We start from the raw sequence: 15,992 nt of genomic DNA on the forward strand, positions 1-15,992 counted from the left end.
CTGAGCAACATCCTTAGGTGCAGTATCGCCACCGACAAGCGGCGAAATCGGTTCATTATCAGGGGCGCTCGCCGTTGCTCGCAACTGAATGCGTCGTTAATAGCGATAATGGCGAAAACGATGGTAATAAAAAACACAAAATTGAAGCTGCTATGTACTGTAGCGCGTTTGGTAATAATGCTAAAGAATAGCGTAAAACATGGCGCACTGAAAAGCAACCATTTTAACTGCTTGACGTATTCAGTAAAATCCGGCAAGGTTATTGATAATGCAGTATCCAATACGCTATGAGAAAAACACATGAGTAATGAGATTGAACTCACTTGGCACCAGCAGCAGGTGTCGCGTTCACACCGTGAAACGCAATATGGACATAAAGGCTGCGTGATTTGGTTAACCGGTTTAAGTGGTTCTGGAAAAAGCACCATTGCCAATCATCTTGATCTGGCGTTATGTGAGCGCGGTATTCACAGTGCCGTATTAGATGGCGACAATGTGCGCCATACGTTAAATGCTGCTCCGAATCTGTTACGCGCAATACATGGCGATGAATTTGCACAACGCTTTGGGCTGGGTTTTTCTGCAATTGACCGCGAGGAAAATATCCGCCGCATTGGTGCAGTGGCACAATTGTTTGCAGAAGCGGGTTTGATTGTCATCACCGCATTTATTAGCCCTTATCGACGGGATCGGGATTTAATTCGGCACGCCATGCCGTCCGGTGATTTTATTGAGGTGTTTATTGATACGCCATTGGCAGTCTGTGAACGCCGCGATCCCAAAGGGTTATACAAAAAAGCGCGGGCGGGTGAATTAAAAGGCTTTACTGGCATTGATGATCCTTATGAAACGCCATTGATACCAGAATTAACGTTGAATGCAGATGAACAAGCGCCAGAATTGTTGGCTGCTACGGTGATGGCGTATCTGCAAACGCAGGGCATCATTCAGAATTAAAATATTCACTATTGAAGAGGATGGCTGAAGATGGCAAGTGCTGACCAACATGACCATTATGCTTGGTTATTAGACACTGCGGCACTCATTCGCGCTGGGCGTTTTGAAGGACTTGATACTGCGCAAATTGCCGAGGAACTTGTATGGGTGCCAACACTGCGCGGGAATTGGAAAATTGCTTAGGTGTGCTATTCGCACATCTCTTAAAGTGGCGTTATCAATCCGTGCAACGCGGTGCGAGTTGGGAAACCACGATTAAAGAACAGCGCCAGCGCATTGCCCGCTTGTTGAGAAAAAATCCCAGCCTTGAAGCGCAGTTAGCAGAAATTGCTGACGATGCTTATAGCGATGCGCGTTTCATTGCTCGCCGTGAAACTGGACTTCCTGAAGCAGTTTTTCCAATGGTGAATCCTTTCACTTGGGAACACACTCTGAGCGATTTTTGGCCAGAAGCAATAGTGGAATAATCGGTGTTTTTAATCACTGCTCCGCTGCTAAAACAACGGAGCAGTTTTAGCAACTCAATTAACCCTGTTGCAATAGAGCGCGTAAATCACCAATTGCGGCATTGGCGCGGGAAATATAAGACGCCATGACCAGCGAATGATTACCCATTGGGCCAAAACCCGTACCATTCAAAATCATCGGACTCCAAATAGGGTTTTGAGTGTTCTGTAATTCGCGGGCGATTTGTTTCAGCGATACCAACGCATTCTTGTCTTTTAATACCACTTCAAAATCAACTTCTAATGCTTGCAATGTATGCAGCAATGCCCAGGTATAGCCCCGCGCTTCAAAAAAGATGTCATCAATCTGCATCCAAGGTGTTTTAGAACGGGTGTTTTCAGGAGTCGGCGTTGATTGACGCGCATTACGATCACCAGCTAAATTCGTATTCAAGCGTTCTTGTCCTACTGCATACGATAGCCGTTGCGCTAAATTGCCCAAACGCTTCTCAGCAACTTGCAAATACGCAACTAAATTATCAGCGCGGGCAAAGAATTGACCATCAAATGCTTGTTGATCGGTTAAGCGTTTCAGATAACGCCGCAGCGCTTCTAATCCCTTGCGATATTCTGATTCAGTTGACGGTAGAATCCAAGAATCAGAATTGTAATTCAATTGCGGTTGCGCAATCTGTAAATCTTTATCTTCCACCGATTGCGATTGCGCCCGACTGAAATCGTTACGCAGTGAATCTGTTAAATCGCGCAGCTCAGTCAGCGCCCCAAATTCCCAATTGGGAATGTTATCTAAATACATGCCGGGCGGTGTCTTATCGTTGGTTAAATAACCGCCCGGTTTATTTAATAAGGTTTCAGCAATATGAATCGCAGTTGCCGCCGTCACTGCGCCAGTCACCAATTGCGTCTCATCGTTATTCAATAACGACAGCGCATTGTCACGCACATCAAATTTGCTGGGTGAGCGCGACCAAATAACACCAAGTACAATCACAACCACGATATAGGTTGCAATAAACAATCCCAACGTCCACCACAATCCCTTTTCTTTCCATTGGCGCGGATCATATAGTGCGATCAAATGCGTTATCTTTTGCGTGATGGCTTGCTTATTCACAGATAAAAAGCTCATGGTGTGCTCCGAGGTGAAATACCAGATGGTTATCGTACATGGATTATCGTGACAATGCGATGATGCTACAGACAGGCAGTGAGCACGCAAGTTTGTAGCGATAACAACTTTTTCAAGCGTGCGGTTGTGCTCAGATGCGAGATAACCTTTAATTGTTACCAGCTTGCTGACATTTCCCCCTTTGTAAAAAAGGGGGATTTATACCAAGTTAAGGTCGCCCATCATCAAGGGCTTCTTTGGGAGTACGCAGCAAATCGGCGCGACTCACGCCCAGCATTACTGCGGTTGCGCTGGCAATATAAATTGTCGAATACGTTCCCGAAATGACGCCAATAATCAAGGCTAAAGAAAAGCCGCGCAAGCTCTCGCCGCCGAATAGATACAGCGCCACCACTACTAAAAAGACGGTGCCAGCGGTGATAATGGTGCGCGACATCGTTTCATTCACCGATTGATTCATAATGTCTAATACCGTACCTTTGCGCACTTTGCGGAAGTTTTCCCGCACGCGGTCAAATAAGACGATGGTGTCATTTAATGAATAGCCAATGACGGTGAGCACGGCAGCCAAGACATTCAAATCAAAGTCAATTTGTAACAATGAAAAAACGCCCAGCGTTATAATCGCATCGTGAATGGTTGCCACCACCGCGCCAACTGAAAATCGCCATTCAAAGCGCAGCGCGACGTAAATTAAAATGCCAATGACGGAAAACAAAACCGCCAAGCCACTTTGTTCTACCAATTCTTTACCCACTTGCGGGCCAACAAATTCCACGCGCCGCAATTCCACCGGCGTGGCGTTGGGCGCATTGAGCGCCTGCATCACGCGCTGGCTGAGTTGCGCATCGTTGCTGGCGTCAACCGGCGGAATGCGCAGCAGCACATCGCGGGGGGTGCCGAATTGCTGCACCATCACGTTGTTAAAACCGCCGTCACTCAATGACTTGCGCACTGCGGCGAGGTCAACCGGCGTTTGATAACTGATCTCCAGCAAGGTGCCGCCGGTGAAATCAAGACCGCGATTTAATCCAAAAATCGCAAGTGAAAACAAACAGATGCCGATGATAACGGCAGAAATTCGCAATGCCCGCTGGCGCTGCGATAAAAAATCAAGGTTCGGTAAGCGAATCGCAAGCATGGTTGCATCCTTAAACTGGCAATGTTTTCAAGCGTTTACCACCGTACAGCGCGTTGATCGCAGCGCGGCTACAGGAAATGGCGGTAAACATCGAGGTAATCAGACCGATGGTGAGGGTGACGGCAAAACCTTTGACCGGTCCGGTGCCGAAGCTAAACAGCATCAGGGCGGCAATCAGGGTGGTGACGTTGGCGTCGATGATGCTTGAAAGCGCCTTTTCATAACCGGCGGCGATGCTGGCTTGCGGAGAATTGCCGATGCGGATTTCTTCACGAATGCGCTCAAAAATCAGTACGTTAGCATCCACCGCCATGCCAATTGTTAGCACCATTCCAGCAATGCCGGGCATGGTCAAGGTCGCGCCCAACGCGCCGAGCACGGCAATAATCATCACTAAATTCAACAGCAGCACGGCGTTGGCGATCATCCCGAACACGCGGTAATAAACCCCCATAAAGACCACCACCAAACCCAGCCCAATCAGCACCGAAAATAGCCCTTGGTCAATGTTGTCCTGTCCCAAGCTCGGGCCGATGGTGCGCTCCTCCACGATCTGAATCGGTGCCGCCAACGCGCCAGAACGGAGCAACAACGCGGTGTTATGCGCCTCGGCGCTGCTGTCTAAACCCGTCGTTTGAAACCGCGCCCCAAACGGCTCGCGGATCGTCGCCACGCTGATGACTTCCTCCACTTTGCGGGTGGTTTTGACCGGCTTGCCGTCCACCATACTGGTGGTGGTGCGATTTTCAATAAACACCACCGCCATCGGTTTGCCGACATTTTCCGAGGTCATATCGCGCATCCGTCGCGCTCCCTGCCCGTCAAGATTCACAAATACCGTCGGCGTTCCGCTCTGATTATCAAAACCGGCAGCGGCATCGGTGATTTGATCGCCGGTGACGATCACGCGGCGCTTGAGCAAAATCGGGCGACCATCGCGCTCGTAATAGAGCTTGCTGCCGACCGGCACCTTGCCTTCCACCGCCGCTGCGACGCTGCCTTCGGTATCGACGAGACGATATTCCAACGTCGCCGTCGCGCCGAGAATTTCCTTCAACCGCCCGGGGTCTTGCGCTCCGGGCAACTGCACCACGATCCGCCGTTCACCTTGACGCGCAATGCTCGGCTCGGCGATGCCCAGCGCATTGACGCGATTGCGCAGCGTCGTAATGTTTTGTTCTAAAGCGAAATTTTTAATCTGGCGCTGTTCCGTCGGCGACAAACTGAGCTGGGCAAGAAACCGCTCACCGCTGGCGCTGGTCATCACCACCAAATCTGGCGCGTTGCGCGTCAACACTTTCACGCCAGCATCTCGCGTTTCCGCATCATTAAAAGTCGCCACCACCTGCTCGCCTTCTCGCGCCAGCGTCAGATAACGGATTTTTTTATCGCGCAATTGCGTGCGCATATCGGCGAGATTGCGTTCCAGCGCCTGCTCCAGCGCCGCTTCCAAATCGACATCAATCACAACGTGAATGCCGCCGCGCAAATCCAAACCGAGATTCATCGGCTTCAAACCGATTGCCGTCATCCAGCGCGGCACATCGGCAGCCAAAGTCAACGCGGTGCGATAACGGGTTGATAAGGCTTGTTCAATGGCTTCTTGTCCGCGCAATTGCTCGCTGGCATTCGCAAACCGCGCCAGCAGCTTGTCGCCATCGCGCAGCGCGATGTTTTTGAGCGGCACTCCGGCGGTCTCCAGCACCGCCTGAATCTCGGCGCGGCTGGCATCAGTCACGGTCACGCCGCGAGCGCCAGTCAGTTCAATTGACGGGTCTTGGGAATACAGATTGGGCCAAGCCAGCACCAAGCTGACCAAAATAACGCCCACAATCAACAGGTTTTTCCATAACGGGTATCGGTTCATGGCAATTCCAAAATACAAATACGCAGGGAGCAATTAAACAAACAGCGTCGCCATTGCCATGACGACGCTGCCGAGGCGCAACGCCAGAAGATTACAGGTCTTTTAATGAACCTTTCGGCAGCACCGATTCGACTGTCGAGCGGCGAATTTTCACCTGCACACCATCGGCGATTTCCACCAGCGCAAAATTGTCGCCCAGCTCCATCACCCGTCCGGCAATGCCGCCAACCGTGACGATTTCATCGCCTTTGGTAAGCGAATCAACCATTTGCTGATGTTCCTTTTGGCGCTTGGCTTGGGGGCGAATCAGGAGGAAATAAAACACCACCGCAAACAGCACCAGCGGCAAGAGCGCCATCAGCGTGCTGCCGGTATCAGCAGCGGGGGCGGTTTGGGCAAGGGCATCGGAGAGAAAAAAGCTCATAATGGATTCCTTAAAAAGTCGATGAAATAGCGCGAGTTAGTGCGCTTGGGCACGTTCAGGCGACGACGGATTATTGCATATTGGCGCTCACCACTCACTCGTGAGCGTGTGAAATCGGTCGTTTTTGGTCAAAATCAGGATTGAGTAGCGCCGCTACTAAAACCCTATGAAAATCCATGATTTTCTAGTATCTATTCACACCATTAACGCAAAAACCACGATAAAACTGTGGTTTCACTTTGCTCTTGTGTGCATTTAAGGTCTTGGCTGTCTTCAATCGTGATCACGTCAGAAGTCTTGGTTAAATAGTCGGATAATTCATGGAAGTGTTTTTATTTTGAGCTTGGCTTTCGCTCGGCGGTTTGAACCCTTAACGTGTTAGCTTTTTATTTACCTAAAAAAGGTTATTTTTGCAGTTTTTTGTCATTAGGACATTGAATACGCTGTTCAGTGGTATCAAAAATTAAATCGTTGTCTTCACTGCGTCACTCTTAATTAGAATAGATTGTCATAGATTACGACCAACTGCTACGAGCCCGCTGCGCAGGTAGTCGCCAGCCGCAAGTGCTGCGGACGCACTCCCAGCGCCAGCAAACTGCCCACATAAACCACACCACCGGCGCTGATCCAGCCGAGTAATTGCCACAAGCGTTCACCGCCGCTGCGGGCAAACCAATCGGCGTTGGCACCGCTCCCGATGATTAACACTGCGCCCATGCTCACCGCCGCCAGCCCACAGCGCAGCAGCAATGCCAGCCACCCCGCCCGCAGCCGCAAGATGCCGCTGGTGATTAAACCGTGTAATAACCAACCGGCATTGAGCGTCGCTGCCAGCGTTGCTCCCAGCGCCAGCCCCACGTGTCCAGCGGGCACCATCAAGATGAGATTGCAGCCAAAGCCAAGCAGCACCGTCCACAGCGCCATCCGTGCCGGGGTGCGAGCATCTTGGCGGGCGTAATACCCGGCGGCGAGGATTCGCGTTGCCATCAAACTCAGCAACCCCAGCGCATACGCCATCACGCTGCCACTGGTCAGCATCACGTCATCGGCATCAAATTCTCCGCCATAAAACAGCGTGGCGAGAATCGGCACCGCCAACGTCAACAATCCCACCGTCGCCGGTGTACCAATTAACACGATCCAGCGCAGTGCCCAATCCAGCGTGTGCGCAAACGCGACCGGATCGGCAGCAGCGTGACGCTGCGTGAGACGCGGCAGAATGACGGTGCCGAGCGTGGCGGCAAAGATGCCTAGCGGGAATTCCAACAACCGATGTGCGTAATACAGCCAAGAAATGCTGCCGCTAATGAGCAGTGACGCCAGCACGGTATCCAGCAGCAAGCTGAGTTGTGCTGCTGACACGCCCATCATCGTCGGCCCCAGCAAGCGCAGCATCCGCTGCACGCCGTCGGTTTGCCGCCGCAGACGCGGGCGCGGTAACAGCTTGAGTTGGCGCAAAAAAGGCAGTTGCAGCGCCAACTGCACCACTCCTGCCAATAACACGCCCCACGCCAACGCCATAATCGGTTGGGCGCAGTGCGGTGCCAGCCACAGGGCGCAAGCAATCAGGCTGAGATTCAGCACCACCGGCGTAAATGCGGGAATGCCAAAGCGTTCGTAAGTGTTGAGAATGCTGCCCGCCACCGCAGTCAGGGCGATAAACAGCACATAGGGAAAGGTCAGTTGCAGCAGCGCGGTTGCCAACTCGTGCTGCGCGGCAGTGGCGATAAACCCCGGCGCAACCAGCGTAATCAACAGCGGCGCGGCGAAAATGCCAACGGCGGTGAGCACCAGCAGCAGTGCGCCGAGCCAACCGCTGATGTCGGCGATCAAAACGCGCAGCGCACTCAAACCCCGTTGGGTGCGGTATTCGTGCAACAGCGGCACTAACGCCAATGCAAATGCGCCTTCAGTGAATAAACGCCGCATAAGATTTGGAATTTTGAAGGCAACAAAAAACGCATCAGTAGCGGCATTGGCTCCGAAAACATGCGCAATGACGAAATCGCGCACAAATCCCAATATGCGAGATAATAAAGTATTGCTGCCAACGGTGGCGAGTGCGGAGATGATTTTGGTCACAAGAATGAATTAAAAAGTGCGCAGTTGAATTGCAGTTTCAGCAGCAAAAGCATCAAATCCAGTCAATTGGATTTTCGTTCGCTGCCGGTTTTAAGCCCGGTTGTTCAATAAATAAACGATGCCAGATGGCGAATTGCATTAACCCAAATAATTCCCGACTCCCGCCATTGCCGCGTTGTCGCGCCGCCACTAATTGTGGAATTGCCGCGACATTAAACCATTCTCGAATGCCGCGATTACGCAATAACTGTTGCCCAATGTGCGTCGCCACTTCGCCGCGCAGCCAATCGCCAACCGGAACGTGAAAACCGCGTTTCGGCTGCTGGAGATGACCGGGCGGCAATTGCGGTTCTGCCCAGCGTTTCAATAACCACTTGCCGCGATGTTGTTGAATTTTTAGGTTATCCGGTAGCGCCAATCCGAATTCCACCAGCCGATGATCGAGAAATGGCACGCGCCCTTCGACGCCAAACCCCATCAGCAGCCGGTCGGTTTTGACCAGCAAATTGTCCGGCAGCGCCGTGATTAAATCGACGTATTGACGGCGCTGCAAATCCGACCAATTCGTTGGAGTGTCGCGCCAAGCCTGTTGAAATGGCGCACGTTCCATTGCCGCAACTGTATTTAATTCCGCACCAAATAATTGCCGCGTCCATTGTTTCTCCCATTGCCCACGAGTGCGAAATCCACCGCTGCCGGGATGTAATAAGGTTTTTAACCAGCGTTCCGCAAAACGCGGATCATAACGGCGATAACCGGCAAATATCTCATCACCGCCCTCGCCAGAAAACACCACTTTTAATGATGCGCCAGCAGTTTCTGCCAGAATTGATGTGGGCAAGCTGGCGTAATCGCGCATCAATTCATCTGCGCACCAGATGCTGTGCGGAATGCGGGAAAATACTTGCTTGAATTCCAATTCCAGCGACTGATGATTAAAGCCAAAATGCGCGGCAATACGCGCGGCTTCATTCAATTCATCTGCTCGCGTTGCGCCGCGATAACCAATGGAAAAACTTTTAATGCGCTCATTGCTGTGCGCGTGGAGTTGTGCGGAGAGAATTGCGGAATCAACGCCGCCTGATAAAAACAATCCAAACGGCACATCCGAACGCACATGTTCGCGCATGACTGCCGTCATTAAATCATTCAATTCAGCTTGCGCAGTGTCAATTCCAAGCTGGCGCGGTTCTACATTCAATGGTGACCAATAGCGATGACGTTTAATGTGCAAATCAGCATCAATGAGCAGTGCCTCGCCGGGCAATACGCGCTGAATTCCAGCCAGCAATGTGTTTTCTCCGCTGGCGAATTGATGTTGTAGAAATTGGCGCAGCGCGGTTGCGGCGACCTGCGGCTGGCGCGGCAAAATTGGCAGCAAGGCTTTGATTTCAGAAGCAAAAGCGATGCGATCCGGCAGCCGCACATAAAACAGCGGTTTGATGCCGAGCCGGTCGCGGCCGAGAATCAGGCGCTCGGCGGTCGCGTCGTGCAGCGCGAAGGCGTACATGCCGCGCAACTGCGGTAAACACTGCAAACCGTGTTGGGCATAACTGTTGAGGATGGTCTCGGAATCGGAGGCGGTGCGCGGAATGCGCCCGAGCTGGCGCAATTCTGAGTTTAATTCCAAATAGTTATAAATCTCGCCGTTGGCAACCAGTGCCAGCCGCCCGTCGGCAGACAACAGCGGCTGATGACCGTCGTGTAAACCGATGATTGATAAGCGCGTTTGCGCTAAACCGACCGCGCCCGCGCAATAAATGCCGCTGTCATCGGGACCGCGATGTGCCAACGCGGCGTTCATCTGCGCGAGTTGCGCCGGATCGGGACGCTGCCCGGCGCGAAGAATAAAACCAGCAATGCCGCACATGATTTAATTGGTCGTTTGCGGTTGATAACTAACAATTGACAATTGACAAATTGCCGCCGCCACGCCATACACCATTACCGCCGACCAAATCACATCAGAAGCGAAATGATCGCCCATCGCCATTCGTGCCATGCCAATTAAACTCCCCGCCAGCAATGAAATAAGTAGCGCCAATCGCGCCAAAATTGGGCGCTCGCGTCGCCACCAAAAGAATAATGCGCCAATTAAAAATCCAATTGAACTGTGCCCACTGGGAAATGATTTGCCGCTGCCGCTTGAATGAAATGCTAATGGCGGTTGATAGATTTCGCTGCCGCCAAACGCGATGGTTTGATGCGGGCGCGGGCGTCCCCAGTGTTCTTTGAAGATGCCGTTGACCAATAATCCGGGGCCGAGCAGCGTCACTGCCAGCAGAAAAATTGCCAAGCGGCGCGGGCGCTGTAATTGTGACCACCGGAAGCTGGCGGCGATGACGGCCGCGCTGCCGAGCACGATGGCACCGACCAGAAACGGCACGATGTGGTAACACCATTGCCACAGCGGGCGCTGCCCTTCCCACCACACGTCGGCGGCGTCAGGGTGATAAAACTGCGCCGCGAGCCACACATCTGCGTCACTCAGCCAAAATGGCACCGTGCCCAACACTGCCGCTGCGGTCAACGCCAAGAGCGGTAATAATTCATTTCGGCGCGTGGCGGCAATGGTCAAGCGTTGCATATTATGGGCGCTCATTGAATAAAGATGCGAGCTTAACCATTTGCACCGATTAACACAATTAGCGGTTATCATTTAACCGTTTTTTATTCCAGAATTGATTAAGGAATGCACTGATGATTTCACTGCTTGATTATGGCGCGGGCAATGTCCGCAGCGTCCGCAATGCGATTCAGGCGCTGGGTTTTAGCGTGACCGATATTACTTGCCCGGACGATATTTTACGCGCCGAACGGCTGATTTTTCCCGGCGTTGGCGCATTCGGCGCAGCGATGGAACGGTTGCAACGGCTGGGTTATGTCGAACCGCTCAAAGAATATCTCGCTGCGAATCGTCCTTTTTTTGGGATTTGTATTGGTTTGCAAGTGCTATTTGATGGCAGTGAAGAATCGCCGGGCGTTGCTGGATTAGGTTTCATTCAGGGACACATTCGCCGTTTTGATGTCGGATCATTATCGGTTCCGCACATGGGTTGGAATGACGTACGGCTGGCGCGTGAATCACCATTATTTGCAAATTACCGCGATGAAAAACTTTATTTTGTGCATTCTTATTGCGCTGCGCCCACGCCAGAAAATACGGAGTGGCAATTAGCATTGACTGATTACGGCGCACCATTTTTAAGTGCGGTGCAACGCGGCAATATCGCGGCAGTGCAATTCCACCCGGAAAAAAGCGGCGCAGTCGGTTTACAATTATTGCGGCAATTTTTAGCGGGAGAAAATACAACTAAACCGATCACCAATTCATTACAGCAGACGCATTTTGCTAAACGCATCATTGCGTGTTTAGATGTGCGCACGAATGACGCTGGTGATTTAGTTGTGACCAAAGGCGATCAATATGATGTGCGCGAAGCGGGTGAAGTGCGCAATCTCGGTAAACCCGTTGAATTAGCGCAACGCTATTATGATGAAGGCGCAGATGAAATCACCTTTTTGAATATCACCGCCTTTCGAGATTTCCCGCTTGCTGATCAACCGATGTTGGAAGTCTTGCGCCGCACTTCTGAGCGCGTGTTTGTGCCATTAACGATTGGCGGCGGTATTCGCGCCTTTACTGATGCTAGCGGCAAAAGTTATTCCGCGCTGGATGTTGCCGATGAATACTTTCGCTCTGGCGCAGATAAAATTTCAATTGGTTCTGATGCAGTAGCAACGGCTGAAAATTATTTAGAATGCGGTAATGGTGATGGCAGCAGCGCGATTGAACAAATCGCTCGCGTCTATGGCAATCAAGCGGTCGTGATTTCAATTGATCCGCGTCGCGTGTATGTCAATTCACCCGATGACACGCGCCATCACACCGTTGCTACAACGACACCTGGACCGCATGGCGAAGGTTATTGTTGGTTTCAATGCACCATTAAAGGTGGACGGGAAGGGCGCGATGTTGATGCAGTAGAATTAGCGTGGATTTGTGAACAATTAGGCGCGGGTGAAATTTTGCTCAATTCAATTGATCGTGACGGCACGGGCGCGGGGTTTGATTTGGAATTGATCGGCGCAGTAAGTCAAGCAGTCACGATTCCGGTGATTGCGTCTAGCGGTGCAGGTCAGGTTGAACATTTCAGTGAAGTATTCATTGCAACTGGAGTGGAAGCGGCATTAGCAGCCGGGATTTTTCATCGCCGTGAAGTACCCATTGCTGCCGTCAAAACGCATTTGCGTGAACAGGGAATTGAAACGCGGATTTAATCATCATTGGCGTGATGCAGAAAATGGGCATCACGCCTAGTTGATATTAGATAATATGCACAGGGTTTAGATGCTAAAGTTCTAACTGCTGCTGGCAATTTCTGCAATTGAATTAAACAAATGCGTTCTTATCTTATCCACTATCTTCAGCGCACTCCTCACTTGATAAATGCCTAACTGCACACATTCCAGAGCAAATGGACGTCTGGTCACATGACGCGCCGTTGTCGTAACGGGCAACAGACGGGGCGCTTCATATAAAATGACAGTACCATTTCTCATGTGTCATTAAGATGAAAGGGCGTGGACTGAGCGGAGCACAATCGTGCTCTGTTGATTGAAATCAACAGGTTAGGGTAGCCAAACTGCGCGAGCGTGATTTCATCCGCGTTTCCTTCACTGAATGGACAACTCGATTGATTAACCTGTCGTTAAATTCGTATCAAAACTGAGGCCAACTCGCAATGCAATGGATTCATCACACGAAAATCAGCACGAAAATCATTTTATTAGCATTGTTTCCTAGCCTTGCTATGATAGTGATTGGTGTCATTTCTAGCACTTTATTACGCGAAGTCAGTCACGGCGTGGATCGCATTTATTTAGATCGCGTGGTGCCGTTGGAACAATTAAAAACCGTGGCGGATGAATACGCGGTGCGGGTGATTGATGCAGTGAATAAAGCGAATGCTGGACGGATAACGGCAGAACAAACAGTTGCTGCTGTACAGCGTGCGCAGGAACGGATTACTCAATACTGGCGCGCCTATCTGCAAACTGAACTGACGCCAGAAGAACAGCGGTTAATTGCGCAAGCAACGCCGCAATTTCAAGCTGCCGATACAGTCATCAATCAATTGCTGCGGTGGCTGCGGGAACAACACGGGCAAATCACGGGGCTATTACAAGAATTTGATGGTCCGCTCTATACTTACATTGATCCTATTAGTGCAAGCGTCACTGCATTGGTGACATTGCAATTGCAGGTAGCAAGCAAGGAACGGGAACAGGCGCAGCAAACATATTGGAATTCGTTGCTGATTTTTTTATGGTTGGCAGGCAGCGCAATTGTATTGGTGATTGTGTTGGGCATCACGTTTTATCGCTCCATTATTGGACAATTCAATCAATTGCATACGGCGATGACGCGCATTTTGCAATACGCAGATTTTTCAGTGCGCGTTAATCTCGATGCGCAGAATGAAATTGGCGATATTGCCCGCGATTTTGATCGGATGGTGGATTGGCTGCGGACGCTGGTGGCGCAAATTAATGATTCGGCGTTGACGTTATCGGCGGCGACCGGGCAAATGACTACCAGTTTGGGCGATACCCGCAATGGTGCCCAGCAGCAGCTCGCGGAAACGGAACAGGTGGCGGCGGCGATGCACGAAATGACCGCGTCGGCGGCGGAAATTGCGCGGAATACCAGCGATGCGGCGACGGCGGCGCAACAGGCAAAACAGCTTGCTGATCAAGGACAGGTGGCCGTGACGGATACGGTGGGCGCGACGACGACGTTGGCGGCGCACGTCACTACCGCCAGCGATACGATTCGCTCGTTGGAACAGGACATGCTTGGCATCGGTAAGGTGTTGGAAGTGATCCAAAGTGTGACGGAGCAAACCAATTTGCTGGCGCTCAATGCTGCGATTGAAGCTGCCCGCGCTGGCGAGGCGGGACGCGGTTTTGCAGTGGTCGCCGACGAGGTGCGGACGCTGGCGCAGCGTACTCACGCTTCAGCGCGGGAGATTGAGGCGATGGTGGCGCAGTTGCAGCACAGTTCGCGGCGAGCGGGCGCGGCAATGGTACAAAGTCAACAGGGCGCAGAAGCGGCGATGACGGCGGCGGGAAATGCGGGATTAGCGTTGGGAGCAATTACCGACGCCATTGGGGGGATTTCGGCGGCAATGCTGCAAATTGCCAGCGCCGCTGAAGAACAAACTGCGGTTGCTAATGAAATCAATCAAGGCGTGATTGCAATTAGTGATGCCACGCATCGCGGCACCACTGGTATGGGACATTTAGAAGCAGCAAGTGTGCAATTAACGCAATTGGCAGCAACCTTGCGCGGACATGCCACTCAATTTAGCACTAAAAATAGGTAACTTTTTTTAGTTGTCAGTTGTCAGCAGGTAAACGTGCAAAGGACTGCGCGTTTTTAGTCAATCTCAATCATAGTTAGCGCCAACGATAACGCTCAAAACAGAGTCACTGTTTTGCAATTTTTCACTCATGTGGAGCATTAACAAATGCAGTTTGCAGATGTGTTGCGTACCAAAATGATTAACGCCGATCATCCCGCTGCGGGCGGCAATTTGCGGCGCGTCCTCGGTCCGGTTGATCTCACTTTATTGGGCATTGGTGCCATTATTGGCGCTGGGATTTTCGTATTAACTGGCGTCGCTGCCGCTACTCAAGCCGGCCCCGCCATTATTCTCTCTTATTTCGTTGCTGGTATTGCCTGCGCATTTAGTGCATTAGCCTACGCCGAACTCGCAGCCGCAGTCGGCGGTTGCGGCAGCGCCTATGGTTACAGCTACGCGGGTTTAGGTGAAATTGTCGCTTGGATCATTGGCTGGGATTTAATTTTAGAATATGGCGTAGCAACTTCCGCAGTAGCAATTGGCTGGTCAAGTTATGTCAATAATGCGTTTACTGCGGTAGGCTTTGCTTTACCCGATATATTGATTAAAAGCCCAAGTGAAGGTGGCTGGTTAAATTTACCCGCCGCGTTAATCGTATTAGTTCTGGCGGGATTATTAAGTTTAGGTGTGCGCGAAAGTGCCCGCTTTAATGCCATCATGGTAGCGGTGAAATTGATCGCCATCAGCATCTTTATTGGCGTGGCGCTATTTCATATTCAACCCAGCAATTGGCAACCGTTTATGCCGTTTGGTTGGAATGGAGTGATGGGCGGCGCGGCAGTGATTTTCTTTGCCTATATTGGTTTTGATGCCGTCTCCACTGCCGCTGAAGAAGCGCGGAATCCACAACGAGATTTACCGATTGGCATTCTGGTATCACTCGCCGTCTGCACGTTAATTTATATCATCGTCGCCGGGTTATTAACGGCAGTTGTCGCCTATCCCACGCTCAATGTCGGTTCACCCGTTGCAGATGTCATGTTGCGCTTAGGTTATCCTTGGGCAGCAGGATTTGTTGCTGCCGGTGCAATTGCGGGATTAACAACAGTGATGCTGGTGTTGTATTACGGTTTAACTCGCGTCTTTTTAGCAATGTCCCGCGACGGTTTATTGCCACCGTTATTCGCACGAGTCAATCCGCGCACCCACACTCCCATTCGCGTTATTATTGTCAGCGGCGTATTAATGGCAGCAATTGCTGGCTTCACGCCAATTGGTGAAGTTGCGGAATTAGTGAATATCGGCACCTTGGCAGCATTCTTTTTAGTCTGCATTGGCGTTGTGAGTTTGCGTTATACCCATCCTGATTTACCGCGTCCTTTCAAAACGCCATTCGCGCCAGCAGTACCATTACTCGGTGCCGCTGCCTGTTTGTATTTGATGTTGAATTTGCCGCTGGTGACGTGGTTGCGGTTTGGGATTTGGTTAGCACTAGGCTTAGTGATTTATTTTATGTATTCGCATCAACATAGTGTGTTGATGCGCGACGAGGCATAA

11 protein-coding genes and 1 pseudogene are annotated in these 15,992 nt (G+C 51.3%); 5 read left to right on the forward strand and 7 right to left on the reverse strand.

Annotated features, from left to right (window positions below; all coding sequences use genetic code 11):
- Positions 1 to 300 precede the first annotated feature (300 nt).
- On the forward strand, positions 301 to 957 hold the full coding sequence (gene cysC / locus CKO12_RS01315; RefSeq protein ID WP_200152922.1) for an adenylyl-sulfate kinase: 657 nt from the start codon (positions 301 to 303) through the stop codon (positions 955 to 957).
- 30 nt (positions 958 to 987) lie between these two features.
- Positions 988 to 1,424: pseudogene (locus CKO12_RS01320) on the forward strand (DUF29 domain-containing protein).
- Between the two features lie 58 nt (positions 1,425 to 1,482).
- Here the strand turns inward: CKO12_RS01320 and CKO12_RS01325 are convergent.
- The 7 genes from CKO12_RS01325 to CKO12_RS01355 form a co-directional block, all read right to left on the reverse strand.
- Complete coding sequence (locus CKO12_RS01325; RefSeq protein WP_200152923.1) at positions 1,483 to 2,553, reverse strand: DUF2333 family protein; 1,071 nt, start codon at positions 2,551 to 2,553, stop codon at positions 1,483 to 1,485.
- A gap of 208 nt (positions 2,554 to 2,761) precedes the next feature.
- On the reverse strand, positions 2,762 to 3,694 hold the full coding sequence (secF, locus tag CKO12_RS01330) for a protein translocase subunit SecF (protein ID WP_200152924.1): 933 nt from the start codon (positions 3,692 to 3,694) through the stop codon (positions 2,762 to 2,764).
- 10 nt (positions 3,695 to 3,704) lie between these two features.
- Positions 3,705 to 5,561, reverse strand: a complete 1,857-nt coding sequence (secD, locus tag CKO12_RS01335) for a protein translocase subunit SecD (RefSeq protein WP_200152925.1) — start codon at positions 5,559 to 5,561, stop codon at positions 3,705 to 3,707.
- 91 nt (positions 5,562 to 5,652) lie between these two features.
- Complete coding sequence (gene yajC, locus CKO12_RS01340; protein WP_200152926.1) at positions 5,653 to 5,985, reverse strand: preprotein translocase subunit YajC; 333 nt, start codon at positions 5,983 to 5,985, stop codon at positions 5,653 to 5,655.
- A 528-nt stretch (positions 5,986 to 6,513) separates the two neighbouring features.
- Complete coding sequence (gene murJ / locus CKO12_RS01345) at positions 6,514 to 8,067, reverse strand: murein biosynthesis integral membrane protein MurJ (RefSeq protein ID WP_200152927.1); 1,554 nt, start codon at positions 8,065 to 8,067, stop codon at positions 6,514 to 6,516.
- A 52-nt stretch (positions 8,068 to 8,119) separates the two neighbouring features.
- Positions 8,120 to 9,937, reverse strand: coding sequence for an asparagine synthase (glutamine-hydrolyzing) (gene asnB, locus CKO12_RS01350; protein WP_200152928.1), 1,818 nt, complete (start codon positions 9,935 to 9,937; stop codon positions 8,120 to 8,122).
- Positions 9,938 to 9,940: 3 nt separating this feature from the next.
- Complete coding sequence (locus CKO12_RS01355) at positions 9,941 to 10,654, reverse strand: phosphatase PAP2 family protein (protein ID WP_200152929.1); 714 nt, start codon at positions 10,652 to 10,654, stop codon at positions 9,941 to 9,943.
- A 113-nt stretch (positions 10,655 to 10,767) separates the two neighbouring features.
- Here CKO12_RS01355 and hisF point away from each other — a divergent pair, with 113 nt between their 5' ends.
- The 3 genes from hisF to CKO12_RS01370 all read left to right on the forward strand — a co-directional run bounded on the left by hisF (position 10,768) and on the right by CKO12_RS01370 (position 15,992).
- Positions 10,768 to 12,348 carry an imidazole glycerol phosphate synthase subunit HisF gene (hisF, locus tag CKO12_RS01360; RefSeq protein WP_200152930.1) on the forward strand — a complete coding sequence of 527 codons (1,581 nt, stop codon included), beginning with the start codon at positions 10,768 to 10,770 and terminating at the stop codon, positions 12,346 to 12,348.
- A gap of 464 nt (positions 12,349 to 12,812) precedes the next feature.
- Positions 12,813 to 14,456: a methyl-accepting chemotaxis protein gene (locus tag CKO12_RS01365; RefSeq protein ID WP_200152931.1), complete on the forward strand. Its 1,644-nt coding sequence runs from the start codon at positions 12,813 to 12,815 to the stop codon at positions 14,454 to 14,456.
- Between the two features lie 144 nt (positions 14,457 to 14,600).
- Positions 14,601 to 15,992 (forward strand): APC family permease, encoded by a 1,392-nt coding sequence (locus CKO12_RS01370; RefSeq protein ID WP_200152932.1) that lies wholly within the window; start codon positions 14,601 to 14,603, stop codon positions 15,990 to 15,992.

It is taken from the genome of Chromatium okenii (genome assembly GCF_016583745.1).
Lineage (GTDB): Bacteria > Pseudomonadota > Gammaproteobacteria > Chromatiales > Chromatiaceae > Chromatium > Chromatium okenii.